At 62.7% G+C, this 16,920-nt stretch carries 15 protein-coding genes; 1 reads left to right on the top strand and 14 read right to left on the bottom strand.

The features are described from left to right. Positions 1-26: 26 nt before the first annotated feature. From rnhB to pyrH, 12 genes are all read right to left on the bottom strand, one after another. Positions 27-680, bottom strand: coding sequence for a ribonuclease HII (gene rnhB, locus VJR68_RS18440; RefSeq protein ID WP_414647817.1), 654 nt, complete (start codon positions 678-680; stop codon positions 27-29). A gap of 113 nt (positions 681-793) precedes the next feature. After that, the gene (gene lpxB / locus VJR68_RS18435; protein WP_324150056.1) at positions 794-2,017 is read right to left on the bottom strand and encodes a lipid-A-disaccharide synthase; all 1,224 of its coding nucleotides are present in this window, start codon (positions 2,015-2,017) and stop codon (positions 794-796) included. A gap of 61 nt (positions 2,018-2,078) precedes the next feature. Next, a complete protein-coding gene (gene lpxA, locus VJR68_RS18430) occupies positions 2,079-2,852 on the bottom strand; it encodes an acyl-ACP--UDP-N-acetylglucosamine O-acyltransferase (RefSeq protein ID WP_324150054.1) in 774 nt (257 codons plus the stop codon). Beyond that, positions 2,849-3,331, bottom strand: coding sequence for a 3-hydroxyacyl-ACP dehydratase FabZ (gene fabZ, locus VJR68_RS18425; protein ID WP_324150052.1), 483 nt, complete (start codon positions 3,329-3,331; stop codon positions 2,849-2,851). The genes lpxA and fabZ overlap by 4 nt, the downstream gene beginning before the upstream one ends. Positions 3,332-3,478: 147 nt before the next feature. Next, positions 3,479-4,507, bottom strand: coding sequence for a UDP-3-O-(3-hydroxymyristoyl)glucosamine N-acyltransferase (gene lpxD / locus VJR68_RS18420; protein ID WP_324150050.1), 1,029 nt, complete (start codon positions 4,505-4,507; stop codon positions 3,479-3,481). A 53-nt stretch (positions 4,508-4,560) separates the two neighbouring features. Next, complete coding sequence (locus VJR68_RS18415; protein ID WP_324150049.1) at positions 4,561-6,552, bottom strand: glycosyltransferase family 39 protein; 1,992 nt, start codon at positions 6,550-6,552, stop codon at positions 4,561-4,563. A 237-nt stretch (positions 6,553-6,789) separates the two neighbouring features. Next, a complete protein-coding gene (gene bamA / locus VJR68_RS18410; protein ID WP_324150048.1) occupies positions 6,790-9,222 on the bottom strand; it encodes an outer membrane protein assembly factor BamA in 2,433 nt (810 codons plus the stop codon). 220 nt (positions 9,223-9,442) lie between these two features. Then, positions 9,443-10,795 carry an RIP metalloprotease RseP gene (rseP, locus tag VJR68_RS18405; RefSeq protein ID WP_324150047.1) on the bottom strand — a complete coding sequence of 451 codons (1,353 nt, stop codon included), beginning with the start codon at positions 10,793-10,795 and terminating at the stop codon, positions 9,443-9,445. Positions 10,796-10,982: 187 nt separating this feature from the next. Beyond that, the gene (locus VJR68_RS18400) at positions 10,983-11,810 is read right to left on the bottom strand and encodes a phosphatidate cytidylyltransferase (RefSeq protein ID WP_324150046.1); all 828 of its coding nucleotides are present in this window, start codon (positions 11,808-11,810) and stop codon (positions 10,983-10,985) included. A gap of 172 nt (positions 11,811-11,982) precedes the next feature. Then, on the bottom strand, positions 11,983-12,729 hold the full coding sequence (uppS, locus tag VJR68_RS18395) for a polyprenyl diphosphate synthase (protein ID WP_324150045.1): 747 nt from the start codon (positions 12,727-12,729) through the stop codon (positions 11,983-11,985). Between the two features lie 264 nt (positions 12,730-12,993). Next, a complete protein-coding gene (frr, locus tag VJR68_RS18390; RefSeq protein ID WP_324150044.1) occupies positions 12,994-13,551 on the bottom strand; it encodes a ribosome recycling factor in 558 nt (185 codons plus the stop codon). 89 nt (positions 13,552-13,640) lie between these two features. Beyond that, positions 13,641-14,363: a UMP kinase gene (pyrH, locus tag VJR68_RS18385; protein WP_324150043.1), complete on the bottom strand. Its 723-nt coding sequence runs from the start codon at positions 14,361-14,363 to the stop codon at positions 13,641-13,643. A 184-nt stretch (positions 14,364-14,547) separates the two neighbouring features. On the opposite strand from pyrH, the gene VJR68_RS18380 reads away from it, so the two are divergent. Then, the gene (locus VJR68_RS18380) at positions 14,548-14,964 is read left to right on the top strand and encodes a VOC family protein (protein ID WP_324150042.1); all 417 of its coding nucleotides are present in this window, start codon (positions 14,548-14,550) and stop codon (positions 14,962-14,964) included. A gap of 161 nt (positions 14,965-15,125) precedes the next feature. On the opposite strand, the gene tsf is transcribed toward VJR68_RS18380, so the two are convergent. Both tsf and rpsB read right to left on the bottom strand, forming a co-directional pair. Next, positions 15,126-16,007: a translation elongation factor Ts gene (tsf, locus tag VJR68_RS18375; protein WP_324150041.1), complete on the bottom strand. Its 882-nt coding sequence runs from the start codon at positions 16,005-16,007 to the stop codon at positions 15,126-15,128. 55 nt (positions 16,008-16,062) lie between these two features. Beyond that, on the bottom strand, positions 16,063-16,920 hold an 858-nt coding region (gene rpsB / locus VJR68_RS18370), incomplete at its 5' end, for a 30S ribosomal protein S2 (RefSeq protein WP_324150040.1).

Here is a 16,920-nt window from a genome sequence, read left to right as displayed (position 1 = left end):
GCCTTCAGAAAAAAAGTTCAACAGGCTTAGAAAAGCTGCCCTTGATCCAACAACAGCTTGACCGGCGCAAAGCTGCGTCGATGTTCGAGGCAAGGCCCGAGCCGTTGCAGCGCGGCGAGATGCCCGGGCGTGGAATAGCCCTTGTGCTCGGCGAAACCATAGCCGGGAAATTGCGTATCCATCGCCACCATCAGGCGGTCCCGGCTGACCTTGGCCAGAATCGACGCGGCGCTGATCGAGGGTTCCAGCGCGTCGCCACCGATGATGGCGCGGGCAGGGCAGGGCAACTCTTTGGGCAACTGGTTGCCGTCGATAAGTGCTTCCGTGGCGGCTGGCGCCAGGGCGCGCAGCGCACGCGTCATGCCGATCATGGTGGCCTGGAAGATGTTGATGCGATCGATTTCTTCGCGATCCACCACGACCACGCTGTAGGCCAGTGCGCGTTCAACGATCAGGGGGAAGAGTGCCTCGCGCTTGGCTTCGCTCAGCTTCTTGGAGTCGTCCAGGCCCTTGATGCGGCGGCGCTTGTTGAGGATCACCGCCGCCACGACCACGGGGCCGGCCAGCGGGCCGCGTCCGGCTTCGTCCACGCCGGCCACGTAGCGGGTGACGTATTGAGTAACGCGCTCTTCGCGTCCGCCTCCTCTCCCCTCCGGGGAGGGCTCATTATCTTTTCCCACTCCCCAAGGGGAATGGGGTGAGGTGAGGGGCGAATCTGGCGGGATGTCATTTTGGTGCATGCAGTAAAAAGCCTGAACGTATTGATGCGTTCCCGCAAGCCCAGCCTCTCACCCTAACCCTCTTCCCGGGGGAGGGAGCTTGGTTGCTCGATCAATTCAATGATCGCCGCCGCCGCATGGTCGCCGGCGTGGCCGGGCAGATGACCGCGCAAGGCTTCATGCAATTGCTCGAAGGCGGCAACGATGGCGCCGCGCCGCTCGCTATCGCGGAACAATTGCAGCGTGGCGTGCGTGAGCTTCTCCGCGGTGAAGTCGTCCTGCATCAGTTCCGGTGCCAGCAGCGCGTCCTTGCCCATGCCGCAGGCGCGGGCAAGGATGTTGGGCAGTGCGTAGACGTCGGTCTTGAGCATGTTGAACAGGCGCGCGATGCGATAGCTCAATGGCGATACGCGATAGCCCACCACCATCGGACGCTTGGCGAGCATCGCTTCCAGCGTGGCGGTACCGGATGCCAGCAACACGACGTCGGCAGCGAGCATTGCTTCGTGGGCATGGCCGTCGATCAGGATGGGCGAGGCATCATCATGCGGCCCGTGTGCAAGCATGGCCTTGAGTGTGGCGAGTGCACGCGAATTCGCGGCGGGAATTACCACGCGCAAGCCGGGCATGGCGGTGGCCACGCGGCGTGCGGTATCCAAAAAGATGGCGCCCATGCGTTCCAGCTCGGAATGGCGACTGCCAGGCAGCAGCGCCAACACAGGGGCGTCGAGCGGCAGCTGTAACGTGCGGCGTGCCGGTACGCGATCGGATACGAGCGGAAAGCGATCGGCCAATGGATGGCCGACGAAACGCGCATCGATGCCATGGCGCGCGTAGATCGGTGGCTCCATCGGGAATAGGCACAGCACGCGATGCACGCTGTGGCCGATCTTGTCCGCCCGCTTTTCGCGCCAGGCCCAGATCGACGGGCTGACGTAATGCACGGTGCGCAGGCCCGCTTGCTTCAAGCGGCGTTCGAGACCGAGGTTGAAATCGGGAGCGTCGATGCCGACCACGATCGCGGGCCTGGCCGCGAGCAGGCGTGTGATCAGTTCTTTGCGCAGTTTCAACAGCCGCGGCAGATGGCTGATTACCTCCGCAAAACCGAACAGAGACAGTTCGCGGATGTCGTACCACGATTCGAAACCGTGCTTCTGCATGCGGCGACCGCCGATGCCGACGAAGCGTGCATCGGGATAGTGGCGCCGCAAGGCGGTGATCAGATCGGCACCGAGTTGATCGCCGGAGTCTTCGCCGGCGATGAGGGCGATCAGCGGAGCGTTGGCGTCAGTGGGCATGGCAATGCCTCAAAAGCAAAAAGCCCGTGCCTGATCTAACCATATGCGGGGGCGCATATTGTCAGCGCGCCAACCCGCGTTCGCTGCGTTCCAGAAATGCCAGCATCGCCCGCACGTCTTCGCTTTCCTTGGCTTGCGTGGCGAGTTGCTCGCGCGCCTCGGCCAGCGACAGGCCCGAGGTGTAGAGCGTGCGGTAGGCGCGCTTGATCGCGGTGATGCGTTCCGGCTCGAAGCCGCGGCGCTTGAGGCCGGTGGTGTTGAGTCCGCGCGGACGGCCCGCCTGGTCGTTGGCCATCATCAGGAACGGCGGCACGTCGGCGCCGAGCAGGCAGCCCATGGCGATGAAGGCGTGCTCGCCGATCTTGCAGAACTGGTGCGCACCGGAATAGCCGGCGAAAACCGTCCAGTCGCCCACTTCCACATGGCCGGCCAGCGCCGAATAGTTGGAGAAGATGGTGTGGTTGCCGACCTTGCAATCGTGCGCCACGTGCACGTAGGCCAGCAGCCAGTTGTCGTTGCCAACGCGCGTGACGCCGCCGCCTTCGCTGGTGCCCCGATTGATGGTGACGAATTCGCGGATCAGGTTGCGATCGCCGATGACCAGTTCGGTGCGTTCGCCGCCGTACTTCATGTCCTGCGGATCGCCGCCGAGCGAGGCGAATTGCGCGATGCGATTGTCGCGGCCAATTTTGGTGGGGCCCTGGATCACCACGTGCGGGCCGATCACCGTGTTGTCGCCGATTTCCACCTCGGCGCCGATGACGGTAAAGGCGCCGATGCTTACGTTGTTGCCGATGACGGCTGAGGGATCGATCTGCGCGGTGGGGTGGATCATTTCTCCGACCTCGCGGCGCACATCAGTTCGCAGCTGGCCACTTCGCGGCCATCGACCAGGGTGCGCGCCTCGAACAGGCCCATGCTGCGCAGCAGGCGCTTGAGCTTCACTTCCATGCGCAGCTGATCGCCCGGCACTACCGGTGCGTTGAAACGGGCGTTGTCGACCTTGGCCAGATAGAACAGCGGGCTGGCCGCGTTGCCTTTCAGGCGCGCGCTGATCTGGGTGAGCAGGCCGGCGGATTGCGCCATGGCTTCCACGATCAGCACGCCAGGCATCACCGGATGGCCTGGGAAATGGCCATTGAAAAACGGCTCGTTGATGGTGACGTTCTTCAGCGTCACCACGCTTTGCTCGGGCACGATCTCGATCACGCGATCCACCAGCAGGAACGGGTAGCGGTGCGGCAGCAATTGCTGGATTTGCTCGACGCCTACCGGCAGCGTGATCGGGGTGGTGTTGTTAGAGCTTGTGTTCATATTCCAAGTGCCTCGCATTGCGCCGGAGTGGTTGTCAGGTGGTCGTGCGCGGCGCAGCACCAGACTGGCGGTCTGGCCAAGTCGCGCGCGGCCGCATGGCGGCCACTCCGGCGCAATGCGAGGTGCTTGGAGTGTGAACACAGGCTCTTAATCATCGTTCTTATCCTTTTCCAGCGCCGACAATCGGCGCGCGTATTCGTCCAGGTGCTTGAAGCGCGCAGCATTGCGGCGCCACTGTCGGTTCTCCTGCAGCGGCACCCCGGAGGAATACTCGCCAGCCTCCCGAATCGAATGAGTCACCAGGCTCTTGGCCGTAATGGTAACCCGGTCGGCCAATTCGAGATGGCCGAGCACGCCGGCATTGCCGCCGATCATGCAATAACGGCCGATTTTCGCACTGCCGGCCACGGCGGCGCAGCCGGCCATGGCGGTGTGTGCACCGATGTAGACGTTGTGGGCGATCTGGATCTGGTTGTCCAGGCGCACGTCTTCTTCCAGCACGGTGTCGTCCAGCGCACCACGATCGATGGTGGTGTTGGCGCCGATTTCACAGTCGTCGCCGATGCGCACGCCGCCCAGCTGCGGCAGCTTCACCCAGTGGTCGCGATCGAACGCCAGGCCGAAGCCGTCCGAGCCGATCACCGCGCCCGGATGCGCCAGCACGCGCTTGCCCAGCGTCACGCGGATTACCAAGGTGACGCGCGCGACCAGCCGCGACTGCGCACCGACCGTGCATTCGGGACCGATGATGCAATGCGGGCCGAGGATGGCGCCGTCTTCGACCACGGCGCCGTCTTCGATGACGCAGCAGGGGCCGATGCTTGCCGACGGACTGACGCGCGCACTCGGTGCGATCACCGCCGTGGGATGCACGCCCGGCGTCGCGGCCGGCAGGCGCTCGAACAAGGCGGCTATGTGCGCGTAGGCCACGTACGGATCGCGGGCGATCAGGGTCGCGGTGGGACAACTTTCCGCGGCATCGCGATTCACCACCACCACGCCGGCGCGCGTGGTGGCCAGTTGCGCGGCGTATTTGCTGTTGGAAAGAAAGCTCAGCTGGGTCGGACCTGCAGCGGCAAGTGTGCCGACACCATCGATGATGCGTGCCCCGTCACCCTGGAACTCCAGGGCGAAACGTTCGGCAAGCTGGGCAACGCTGTAACGGATTGGATTCATTCCTCAAACTCCAAGGCAGCGGCGGCATTGTAGAGGGTTGGCCCCTGCCGCGTTCACGGCGGGGTCACCGTCTGCAGCTTCTGCCGGATGCGTTCGCTCCAGGTTTCCCGCGCGCCTGGCGCCATCTGGGCGGCCAAACTCAATGCGGCGCGATAAGCGGCGTGGGCGCCGCCGCTGTCAGCCTGCGCGGCCAGCGCATCGCCGAGCGCCAGTTGGGCTTGCACGGCATCGGGCGCGATAGCCACGACAGTGCGTGCTTCGGCTACGGCTTCGGCGGTTTTTTTCTGCTCCAGCAGGTTGCTGGAACGCTGGATATGGCCCAGCGCCGAAGCCAGCGGCACGTGGAAGTCGCCTTCGTAAACCAGCACGCCATCCTGGATGTTGGCCACGGGTTGCAGGTGTTGAAACGACTCGTAAGGATTGGGCGAGCTGGGGCCCATCTCGTACCACGTCCAGTCGCCCGCGCTGATCAGTACAGGGCCGTGGATGACGGGTGGCACGTCGGTATCCATCTTCTGCCAGATGCCATCGGGTGTCGGCAGCAGCTTGCATGGAATGCCGTAGTCCGCAGGCCTTATGAAAGGCTGTGCAAAGTAGGCGAACCAGCAGTTCTTGATGCCGCGGCTGTCCAGATACTGTTTCACGGCCAGCAGTTGTTGCGCCCAATCCGCGCTTGAATCCGTGAGCACCTTATAGGTTTGCGCCGGACCTCCCCACAGTTCGTTCGAATAGGCCATGTAGTTGGGATAGGCGCGCACCGAGGAGGTCACGTGTGCGGCCAGCAAGAAGGCTATCAGCACGGTGGATTTGCGTTGCCAGGCTCCGCCGCGTTGCATCAAGGCCCAGCAACCGCCGGCCGCAAACACCAGCAGGAAGACATACACCGGCATGATGTGGCGGGCGCCGATATTCAAGCTGGACTGCATCGCCACCCATAGATAGATCAGTGCCGGCAGCAACAGGTACAGCGCCTCGCGCGGGCGTGGCCAGCTACGCGCAACGAGTGCGGCGATCGCAAGCAGCAGCATGCCGAGAAAGCCGAGCGTGGACTTGATCGCCAATATGGCCGGGAAGTAGAACCAGACGCCGTGGTCGTAGACCTTGCCGAAGATGAAACTCGGCATGCCGTTGGCCATCGAGCGCACGTCCGTCAGGCCATAAAGATAGGATTCCGGCAGCACATGCCAGCGCGCCAGCAGCAGGATGCCCTTTGCCTCAAGGGGGCGCAGCGGTTTCACATACTCGATCAGTGACGGAGCAAGCTGGAGTCCATCCGGGCGCGCGGCATAGCGAAAACCGTAGAAACTCCACAGCACCAGCAGGCCGGCGGCACCGATGGCGATCAGGGCACCTCCCAATCGCAGGATACGCTTGGGTAAAGGAGCATCGAGCGGGGTGTTGCGATCGGCCGGGCAGATAAGCTCCACGACGGCGAGTGCAGCAAGCATCGGCACCAGCAGGATGGCGGAGTGTTTCGTCGCCAAGGCGAGTCCGGCCGCCACACCAGCGATCAACAAGCGCCACAACGAGGGAGCCTTGTTGTAACGGTAGAACGCGTACACCGCAGCCAGCAGGAAGCATGAAACGCCGATATCGGTGGTGACCAATGCACTGTGTGCCAGCACGTTCGGTTCGAAACACAGCAGCGCCAATGCCAGCAACGCCGCGCCGGCGCCGAACATTTCCCATGCTGCCGCAAACACCAGTACGGCCAGCGACAGCGCCACCACGCCGGCCGCCAGCCGCACACGCAAGGTCAAGGACTGCGCATTGAACGGCGCGTTGTCGAACAACAAGGCGCGGCCATCAAGATAGGCCTCGTCCTTGAAGAAACGATGCTGGTCGGTGGATACCTTCAACGGCAATCCCAGCAGCGGGATCGTCGCCACGGCTTTCATCAGCGGCGGATGCTCGGGATTGAACCCGAAGTCGTGGGTTTTCCATCCCATATAGCCGGCAAAGATGTGGTCGCCTTCGTCCCAGCTGAGGGATTCCTGCCGCACCACGTTGAACACCTGCATGGTGAACAGCAAAAGCAGCGCCACGGCCGCGCCCCAGACGAGCGTCCGCTGCCTGCGTGACAGGGTGGATGAGTTAGTTCTCATTGACCGGACAGCTTGCATCGTTCCCCTCACTTCACGAGCAGAGCGTCGAACTTGGGAATGCCCCGGAACGATGGCGGAACGATCGGATCCGGTAGACCGGTGTGCGCGAGCCTGTGTTTGCAAGGCTGGACACGGCGACGCCGCGGACCGGGCCGCGGCGTCGTAAGGTGATGGCAATTAGAACTGGCTGCCGAAGGTGAACTGGATGCGTTCTTCGTACTGGCTGTCGCCAGGCTGCGAGCGGATCGGCGTGCCTAGGCTGATGATCAGCGGGCCGATCGGTGCCTGCCAGTGCAACGAGATGCCGGCCGATGCATCCAGCGTCTTCGTGCTGAAGCTCTGGACGTTCTGATAGGCCTGGCCGACGTCCATGAACAACGACACGCGTGCGGTGTTGATGTCCTTGAGGAACGGCAGCGGCAGGTAGATCTCGGCCGTGCCCAGCACCTTGAACGCACCGCCGATCGGCTGCGCATAGGTATAGGGGCTGCCTTGGCAGTAGCCGTTGGCGGCGGGCTTGATGGGCGAACCGTCGGTAGCCGCGCCGGCGCAAGCGCGCGGGCCGAGGGTGTTGTCCTGGAAGCCGCGCAGGTCGGTCACACCGCCCGCGTAGAAGTTCATCCAGAACGGGAAGGTGACCTTGTCGCCAGCCTTGTAGCCGACACCGGTGGCGGCATTGTAGTCAGCCGTGGTGTTCTCGAATTTCTGCGTTCCGTAGGTATCGCCGTAGGCCACCTTGCCATCCAGGTACAGCACGAAACCCTTCCACAGCGGCCAGTAATGGTTGGCTTCGGCGTTAAAGGTCCAATACTGCACGGTGGAGCCTGGCAGTGCCACGTTCACGCCCGCGGTGAGCTGACCGCCGTGTGTGGGCGCCCAATACGAGTTGCGCGTGTCGTGGATCCAGCTCAGCGAGCCGGTCCAGGTATGGATGGTCTCGTGGCCCAGCGCGTTGATGTAGTCGATCAGCACCTGCGGCGTGTAGCCGTAATAGGTGTTGATCTTGGTGCTGCCGATACCGAGGCTGCCGCTCAGGCGGTCGAAGTCGGTGATCGGAATGCCGATGGTGGTCGAGAATGATTTGGTGCTGTTCGAATAGCTCGCGTACTGGCTGCCCAGGCTGCTGTAGTCGGCCTTCGAGAAGGTGGCGTTGTAGCCGATGCCGATGCCGTTCTCGGTCAGATACGGGTTGTAGTAGCCCGCGTTGATCGACGTGAGGTAATCGCTGCGCTGCGCACCGATGCTGAATTGGTCGCCGGTGCCGAGGAAGTTCTTCTGCGATACCGAGCTGGACAGGATGATGCCCGAGTACTGCGAGTAACCCACGCCGAAGGTCAGGCTGCCGGCGGATTGTTCTTCCACCTTCGCCGTCAGATCGACTTCGTCATCGCTGCCCGGTACGGTCTGCTTGTCGATGGTGACGGTCTTGAAATAGCCCAGCTGCTGCAAGCGGATCTTCGAACGGTCGATCGCGGCCTGCGAGTACCACGAGCCTTCGAGCTGGCGCATTTCACGACGCAGCACGTCGTCTTCCGTGCGGGTATTGCCCTGGAAGATCACGCGGCGCACGTACACGCGCGGACCCGGCTGGATATACCAGGTCACGTCGACAGTCTTCTTGTCTTTGTCGAGCTTGGGTACCGAATTGACCTTGGCGAAGGCGTAACCGATGTTGGCCAGCAGTGCCTTGATCGAATCGGAGGTTGCCTCGATGGCGCGGCGGTTGAACAGGTCGCCATCTTTCACGAACACCAGCCTGCGCAGCGTGTCTTCGGGCAGGATCAGCTGACCGAGCAGGTGCGTGCCGGAGATGTGGTAGATGTCGCCCTGGATCACGTCGGCGGCGATGTACATCGCACGCTTGTCCGGCGCAATGGTGACCTGGGTGGAGTCGATGCCGAAGTCGGCGTAGCCGCGATCCATGTAGTAGGACTGCAGTTTCTTCAAGTCGCCCGACAGTTTGTCCTGCGAGTACTGGTCGTTCTTCGAATACCACGAGAGCAGGTTGGTCGTACCGGTTTCGAAGTTGTCTTCGATTTCCTTGTCGGTGAACGCCGTGTTGCCAACGATGTTCACTTCCTTGACCTTGGCAACCTTGCCTTCGCGGATTTCGATGTCGATGGATACGCGGTTGCGGTCAAGCGTGGTGACGTGCGGAATCACCGACACGTTGTACTTGCCGCGGTTGTAGTACTGGCGGATCAGTTCCTGCTGCACGCGGTCCAATGCGAGGCGGTCGAAGGTCTCGCCTTCGGACAGGCCGATGTCCTTCAGGCCCTTCTTCAAGTCGTCGGTCTTGATGTCGCTATTGCCGCGAATCGACAGCTTGGCAATCGACGGACGCTCGGTCACCTTGATCACCAGGATGTTGCCGTCGCGATCCAGCTCTACGTCGCTGAAGAACTTGGTGTTGTACAGCGCGCGAATGGCCTGTTGGGCTTCTTCGGAGGTGAGCCGGTCGCCCTTGTTGATCTGCAGGTAGTTGAATACGGTACCGGCGGAGATGCGGTTCAGGCCTTCGATGCGGATGTCGGAAACGACGAAGGGGTCCAGCGCGAACGCGCTGGTGGACAGGGAGGCAAGCAGGATCAGGGCGGCGATACGCTTCATCGTCGATTCCGTTGTGTTATTCGGACGGGGCGGTCATGCGGCCGCCCCGCTGCATTTTTTCCAAAGCCGGCATCATCCCGGCCTCATGTTGTTTTCCCCACTTGCGCTGGCAGCACCGGTAAAGAGACACCGGTCACCGCGCAGGGCGCGAGGTTTGCCACGCAATAGGATGACCGCGGCCAGCACTCAACCATGAGGTTGCAGGCGGCGCGCATCCGTCTCACGAGGGCAGGATGATGCGATGGATGTCGTTGTAGAACGCCAACCCCATCAGCGTGAACAGCAAGGCGATGCCCACGTACTGGCCCGCGATCATGGTCCGTTCGCTGACCGGGCTGCCTTTGATCAGCTCGATAAGGTAATACAGCAGATGGCCGCCATCCAAGACCGGAATGGGCAGCAGGTTGATGATGGCCAGGCTCAGTGACACCAGGCCGAGAAATTCCAGGAAGCGATCCAGCCCCATTTGCGCTGCCGCGTTGGCGACTTGCGCAATGCCGATGACGCCTGAAATGTTCTTGGTCGACGCCTCGCCGGTAATCATCTTGCCGACCATGCTGAAGGTGTCGGTGGTGCGCTGCCACGTGAGGCTGAGCGATTCAACCATCGCCTTGGCCGGGCCGTAATGCTGGATGGCGACTTCGGCGGCCGGGCTGGTGATGCCGATGATCCACTGCACCGGCTGGCCTTTTTCGGATTTCATCTGCGCCGTGACGATGAAGTTCATCGGTTTGCCATGACGCTCGACGTCCACCGAAAGGCGCGGCGATTTCGCGGCAGCGGCCTTCACCAGCGTGCCGATGTCATTGAAATCGTTCTTCACCGCGGTGCCGTTGATGCGCAGGATGCGATCACCACCCTGCAAGCCGGCCAGTGCGGCAGGATCGCCGGGTTCGACGGTGGCGGCGACCGGTGGAGGCGGCGCCAGTTCCAGGCCCAGCTTGTCCAGGTATTGCCCCACGTCTTCGCCGGCCGGCAGGCGGTTGAGCGGCAGAACCAGCGAACGTTCCGTGCCATCCGTGCCGCGCACGGTGACGGCCAGGGGCGTGCGGCCAAGCAGCGCGTTGGCGATGACGTCGTACGAACCGCTCCAGGTGGTGACCGGCTCGCCGCCAACGGTGAGCAGGCGATCGCCCTCATGGATGCCTGCCTCGGCGGCCAGGCTTTGCGGGGCGGCGGTCACGATCGGCGCGTAGTCCGTGCGGCCCATGACGAACATCAGCCAGAACGCGGCAATGGTGAAAATGATATTGAAGCCCGGGCCGGCGGCGACGATGGCGATGCGTTTCCAGATCGGCTGCGCGGTGAACTCCTGATGGCGTTCGGCAGGATCGACCTCACCCTCGCGCGCGTCGAGCATCTTGACGTAGCCGCCGAGTGGAATCGCGGCGATCTGGTATTCAGTGCCGTCGCGGCCGATGCGCCTCCAGATGGCACGGCCGAAGCCGACCGAGAAGCGCAACACTTTCACACCGCAGCGGCGGGCGACCCAGTAGTGTCCGAATTCGTGAAAGGTCACCAGCACGCCTAGCGTGACCAGTAACCAGAACACCGAGCCGAAAAAGGGATTCATCAAAGCGGGTACGTCTTCTTAGGAATTCAAAGCTTATCAGCTAGCGTTGCGAAGTACCCGCCGGGCGACTGGAAAAGCTGCGCGGTGGCGTACGCTCGGGATTGGGATATCGACCGCGGTCGGCAGCGGCAGTTCCGTTCTTTCCTCTCCTGCCGCTTGCTGGCGAGGGATGTAGGTGTGGCGCGCCTCAAAGCCCCAGCAAGAGCTTTCCAAGCGCAAAAACCGGCAAGGCAGCGAACACACTGTCCAGGCGGTCCAGCAGGCCACCGTGGCCGGGGAAAAGAGCGCCGGAGTCTTTCACGTTCGCGTGGCGTTTCATCAGGCTTTCCAGCAGGTCACCGATGATCGAGGCGGCGACCGTCACGATACTGACCACGATCAGGCCGAGCAGGCGCAGATCGTGCACACCCAGCAACCACCCGGCCGCGGCCGCCACCAGGGAACTGGTGGCGAAGGCGCCATATACCCCCACCCAGGTCTTGCCGGGACTGATCTGCGGCGCCAGCTTGCGCTTGCCCTTGCCGAACCAGCTGCCGGCGAAATAGGCGCCGGTGTCGGCCGCCCACACCAGCAGCATGGCCAGGAAAGTCCATGCATGGCCGTGCGATGGACTGCCATGAATGTCCAGCGCGGCCACCCAGGCGGGAAATACCACGAACGCTCCGGCCAGCAGTTTCAGGTTGCGGTTTTCAGGAGTCGGCGCCGCCGCGAAAGCGAAATGGCGTAGCCATACGCACACCAGCAGCCACCACGCCACGCCGGCCACGATCAGTGCGGGCCATAGCCATGGCGTGCTCCGCAACCACCATAGAGCCACGAAGGCCAGCAGGGCGAAACCGAGCAGTACGCCGCGTGCCGCGCGGCTTGTCATGCCGGCCAGCCGCGACCACTCCCAGGTGGCGGCCAAGAAGGCCGCGGCCAGCAGGCAGGCAAATACGCTGGTCGGCAGCAACAGGATCAGCAGGATCGCGAGCGGCGCAAGGAGCAGGGCGGTAATGACACGCTGTCGCAGCATAGAGTTTCCTAGCAGCTCGCAGCGGCAGCTGCTGTGCGGGAAAGGGAGCGCCGGAAGGCATGGCTGCTGGCCGGATTTACATGTCGTCGCACGTCGGCACGCATGCCTTGGTTACTCCTCGCCCCTTGAGCAGAAAGATTCAGGCCGCGCCGCCAGGCCAGCGCAGGCCGGCTCAACGTACCGCTGCCTGGGCGACCTGGTCGCCGGTGCGGCCGAAGCGCCGTTCACGACGGGCAAAGTCGTTGATGGCAAGCTGCAGTGAAGCCTGGTTGAAGTCCGGCCACAGCGTCTCGGTGAAGTACAGCTCCGCATAGGCTAGCTGCCACAGCAGAAAATTGCTGATGCGATGATCGCCGCCGGTACGAATGAACAGGTCCAGCGGCGGCACTTCGGACAGGCTGGTCCAGCGGTCGAACGACGCTTCGTCGATGTCATCCACCGACAGCTCGCCTTGCGCCACCGCCATGGCCGCTTTGCGTGCAGCCTGCACGACGTCCCAGCGGCCACCGTAGTTCACGGCGATGTTCAAATGCAGCTTGATGTTGCCTGAGGTGCGATGCATCGCATCGATCATGCGCTTTTGGAGTGCCTTGTCGAAGGCGGACAAATCCCCGATGAAGCGCAGGCGCACACCGTTTTCGTCCAGTTCGTCCACTTCCTTGTCCAGCGCGCGCATGAAGAGTTCCAGCAGCGCGCTGACTTCGTCCGGTGGCCGCTGCCAGTTCTCGCTGGAGAAGGCGAACAGCGTCAGCGCTTCCACGCCATGGCGAATGCAGCCTTCCACGACTTCGCGCACGGCTTTGCGGCCAGCGTTGTGGCCAAAGCTGCGCGGACGATGACGGGCTTTCGCCCAGCGCCCATTGCCATCCATCACGATGCCGATATGGCGCGGTATGTGTTTGAACGTGGTCGTGGTCATGGATGGAGAGTAACGGTGGCGGCTACGCTGCTGCGTCCGGGAGCTTGCCGAAACCGCATTCGCCAGCGAAAGGCCAGATATCGGCCCCGTTCTGCCCCCGCTGCAGGGACAATGCTGGCGGAAGCAGGTTCACGCGTTCCGTTGGCCCGGAGCCCGCATGGGGACGGTGGCAGTGCAAGATGGACCCCTCACCCTTCTTTGCTCCTCCGTCAATCGGCGTGGACGCGCATGCCGGTCATGGTGACTCGGCATGCTGCGATGGCCTTACATGGACATCAACTCTTCTTCTTTTGCCTTGGCCAGTTTGTCGACTTCCTTGACGAACTGGTCGGTGAGCTTCTGGATATCTTCGTCCGCCTTGCGCTCTTCGTCCTCGGTGATCTTCTTTTCCTTGAGCAGATCCTTGACCTGCTGCAAGGCGTCGCGACGCACGTTGCGGATGGCGATCTTCGCATTCTCGCCTTCATGCGACACGTGTTTGGCCAGCTCGCGGCGACGCTCCTCCGTGAGCGGCGGCATGTTGAGGCGAATCACCGTGCCGGCGGTAGTGGGCGTGATGCCGAGGTCGGAAGCCAGCAGGGCTTTTTCGACCGGACCGACCATGCTTTTTTCGAACGGTGTAATGACGATCGAGCGACCATCGGCCAGGGCAACCGTCGCCACTTGGTTGAGCGGCATGTCCGAGCCGTAGTAAGGCACCTTGATGCCATCGACCAGCGTCGTGCTTGCGCGGCCGGTGCGCAGGCGGGACAAGTCGTGCTTGAGGGCATCGATGCTCTTGCCCATGCGGGTCTGGGCATCGCGTTTGATGTCGTTGAGCATGTGAAATCACCCGATGGCGTGCAAGCCGGCAAGTATAACAGTAACTTCCCGCCCCCTCCCCCGGAGAGTGCGAGAAGCAAGGTAGGCGGTCAGCTTGCGTCGACCAAGGTGCCGATCGGCTCGCCGTGCATGATGCGCATCAGGTTGCCCGGCACAGTCATGTCGTAGATGCGCAGTGGCATGCGATGGTCGCGGCATAGTGCGATGGCGGCGGTATCCATCACGGCCAGCTTGCGTTCGATCACCTGGTCGTAGGTGAGCTGTTCGAACCGCTTGGCGTCGCTGTGCTTGGCCGGGTCGGCGGTGTATACGCCGTCGACCTTGGTGGCTTTTAGCAGCAGGTCCGCCCCTACCTCGATCGCGCGCAGCGCAGCGGCGGAGTCGGTGGTAAAGAAGGGGTTGCCAGTGCCTGCGGCGAACAGCACGATGCGGCCTTTCTCGATATGGCGAATGGCGCGGCGGCGAATGAAATCCTCGGCCACGTCATGGATCTGGATGGCGCTCATCACCCGGGCAAAGCCGCCGCGTTTCTCGATCGCATCCTGCATGGCCAGTGCATTCATCACCGTAGCCAGCATGCCCATGTGATCGCCGGTAACGCGATCCATGCCGGCGGCTGCCAGGCCGGCACCGCGGAAGATATTCCCGCCACCGATCACCACGCCAACTTGCATGCCGATCTTCTGCACTTCGATGATTTCGTCGGCCAGTCGGCCGATCACCTTGGGGTCGATGCCATAGTCGGCTTCACCCATCAGCGCTTCGCCGGAGAGTTTGAGCAGAATGCGTCGGTACTTTGGCTGGTCGCTCATGATGGCTCCGGTTGTGGGGTGAAAGCCGGAAACGCTGCGTAAGGACGGTTCCGGATCATCGTCAGGCATTGCGTACAAATGCCTCAAGCAAAACGGCGGCATTGTAGCGGAGGACGTCGCAGACGTCAGCGCGTGCTTTTATGCTTGATGAGGTTTCACACTGCACTCACAGCCGGAGTTCGCCATGCACCACACCATCGCTGCCGTCGCACTGCTGGTGCGTGACTACGACGAGGCCATTGCGTTCTACACCGGCTGCCTGGATTTCGAGCTGATCGAAGACACGCCGCTGGGCGGCGGCAAGCGGTGGGTACTGGTGGCGCCGCCCGGTTCGCGCGAAACACGTCTGCTGCTGGCGCAGGCGAGCACCGGCGGGCAGGACGCCTATGTGGGAGAGCAGGGTGGTGGGCGCGTGTTCCTCTTCCTGCACGTTGACGATTTCCATGCACGCTACGAAGCGATGCGTGCGTGCGGCGTGCGTTTTCTGGAACAGCCGCGCGAAGAGCCTTATGGCACCGTGGCGGTGTTCGAGGATTTATACGGCAACAAGTGGGATCTGTTGCAGCCGAGAGCGAAGCCGGAACTTCGTGGCGTCCCGTAGGTTGGGTTAGCGCAGTACGTAGGCTGGGGTGCGAACCCCAGCATTGCCATGTATGCAAGCATCACGAAGTTGGGGTTCGCACCCCGACCTACGTGTCCAACACAGAACAAAAAAGGCCGCGGTTTCCCGCGGCCTTTTCATTCAAGCGATGTCTTGGCGATTTACGCCAGACCTGCCTGCTTCATCACTTCGGCGGCGAAATCCTCTTCCACCTTCTCGATGCCTTCGCCGACTGCCAGGCGTGCCACCGAGACCACATCGGCACCTTCTTTCTTCAGCGCGTCTGCAACGGTGACGTTGGTGTCCAGCACATAGGCCTGGCCGAGCAGGGTGACTTCGGAAATGATCTTGGCGACCTTGCCGCTGACGATCTTTTCCAGGATATCGGCCGGCTTGTTCTTTTCCTTGTCGGACATCTGGCTCAGCGCGATGTCCTTTTCCTTCGCCAGGAAATCGGCCGGCACGTCATCGGCGCGCACGAACTGCGGGTTCATTGCAGCCACGTGCATGGCGATGCCCTTGGCCAGCTCGTCGGAACCACCCTTCAGGGCCACCAGAACGCCAATGCGGCCGCCATGCAGGTAACTGGCGATCACGCCGTTGTTGGACACCTGCGCCATGCGGCGAACCTGGATGTTTTCGCCGATGGTGGCGACCAGGGCCTTGGAGGCTTCTTCGACCGTGCCGCCACCCGGATAGGCGGCTGCCTTCAGTGCGTCGACGTCCTTGGCGCCGGACTTCAGCGCGATTTCGGCGACGTTGTCGCTGAAAGTCACGAAGTCAGGATTCTTGGTGACGAAGTCGGTTTCGCAGTTCACTTCGACCAGCACGGCATGGCCGTTGGCCTGGGCGGCAACGATGCGGCCTTCGGCGGCCACGCGGCCAGCCTTCTTGTCGGCCTTGGCGAGGCCCGACTTGCGCAGCCATTCCATGGCGACTTCGATATCGCCATTGTTTTCGACCAGCGCCTTTTTGCATTCCATCATGCCGGCACCGGAACGCTCACGGAGTTCCTTGACCAGTTGGGCGGAAATAGTGCTCATGGGATCCTCGGAAACTTGGGACGCCGGGCGCGGATGCGTCCGGCGTGTTTAAGACTTAGTCGGCGTCAGCGGTGTCTTGCTGCGCACGGCCGCCACGGCCACCGCGGTCGTTGCGACCACCACGGCCGCCGTCACGGTCGCCACGGCCCGAGCCCTTCTTGGCCGGTGCGTTGCGGCGCGGCGGAGTGGCACGGCGCTCGTCCTCTTCCTTCGCGACCGGGTTGCCTGCCTCGTCCAGCTCGACGAATTCGTTGGCGTCGCCCTGGGCAGCGGCCGGCGCGGCAGCCTTGCCTTCCAGGATCGAATCGGCAGCAGCGCGCGAGTACAACTGAATAGCGCGGATGGCGTCATCGTTGCCCGGGATGGGGTAGTCCACCAGCTCCGGGTTGTAGTTGGTATCGACCACCGCGATGACCGGAATGCCGAGCTTCTTGGCTTCCTGCACGGCGATGTTTTCGTGGCCGATGTCGATCACGAACAGGGCGTCAGGCAGGCGATTCATGTTCTTGATACCGCCGAGCGAATTTTCCAGCTTGGCGCGCTCGCGGCGACGGGCCAGCACTTCGTGCTTGACCAGCTTGTCGAAGCTGCCGTCGGTTTCGGCGGCTTCCAGCTCCTTCAGGCGGCCAACGGACTGCTTGACGGTGCGGAAGTTGGTGAGCATGCCGCCCAGCCAGCGGGCGGTGACGAAGGGCATGCCGGCGCGGGCAGCTTCTTCAGCCAGGGCCTCGCGGGCGGAACGCTTGGTGCCCACGAACAGCACGGTACCGCGCTTCTGCGCCAGACCCGACAGGAAGTTCATCGCGTCGGTGAACAGCGGCAGGGTCTTTTCGAGGTTGATGATGTGGATCTTGCCGCGGGCGCCAAAGATGTACGGGGCCATCTTCGGGTTCCAGTAGCGGGTCTGGTGACC

The sequence above is a fragment of the Dyella sp. genome (genome assembly GCF_035277725.1).
Lineage (GTDB): Bacteria > Pseudomonadota > Gammaproteobacteria > Xanthomonadales > Rhodanobacteraceae > Dyella_B.
The sequence above is the reverse complement of the archived record's forward strand: the minus strand, read 5'-3'. Positions and strand labels throughout refer to the sequence as shown.

Coding starts and splice junctions, on each gene's coding strand:
- VJR68_RS18380 (WP_324150042.1), top strand. CDS start 14,548: ATGCACCACACCATCGCTGCCGTCGCACTGCTGGTGCGTGACTACGAC.
- lpxA (WP_324150054.1), bottom strand. CDS start 2,852: ATGATCCACCCCACCGCGCAGATCGATCCCTCAGCCGTCATCGGCAAC.
- fabZ (WP_324150052.1), bottom strand. CDS start 3,331: ATGAACACAAGCTCTAACAACACCACCCCGATCACGCTGCCGGTAGGC.
- bamA (WP_324150048.1), bottom strand. CDS start 9,222: ATGAAGCGTATCGCCGCCCTGATCCTGCTTGCCTCCCTGTCCACCAGC.
- lpxB (WP_324150056.1), bottom strand. CDS start 2,017: ATGCCCACTGACGCCAACGCTCCGCTGATCGCCCTCATCGCCGGCGAA.
- rseP (WP_324150047.1), bottom strand. CDS start 10,795: ATGAATCCCTTTTTCGGCTCGGTGTTCTGGTTACTGGTCACGCTAGGC.
- VJR68_RS18400 (WP_324150046.1), bottom strand. CDS start 11,810: ATGCTGCGACAGCGTGTCATTACCGCCCTGCTCCTTGCGCCGCTCGCG.
- lpxD (WP_324150050.1), bottom strand. CDS start 4,507: ATGAATCCAATCCGTTACAGCGTTGCCCAGCTTGCCGAACGTTTCGCC.
- pyrH (WP_324150043.1), bottom strand. CDS start 14,363: ATGAGCGACCAGCCAAAGTACCGACGCATTCTGCTCAAACTCTCCGGC.
- uppS (WP_324150045.1), bottom strand. CDS start 12,729: ATGACCACGACCACGTTCAAACACATACCGCGCCATATCGGCATCGTG.
- frr (WP_324150044.1), bottom strand. CDS start 13,551: ATGCTCAACGACATCAAACGCGATGCCCAGACCCGCATGGGCAAGAGC.
- tsf (WP_324150041.1), bottom strand. CDS start 16,007: ATGAGCACTATTTCCGCCCAACTGGTCAAGGAACTCCGTGAGCGTTCC.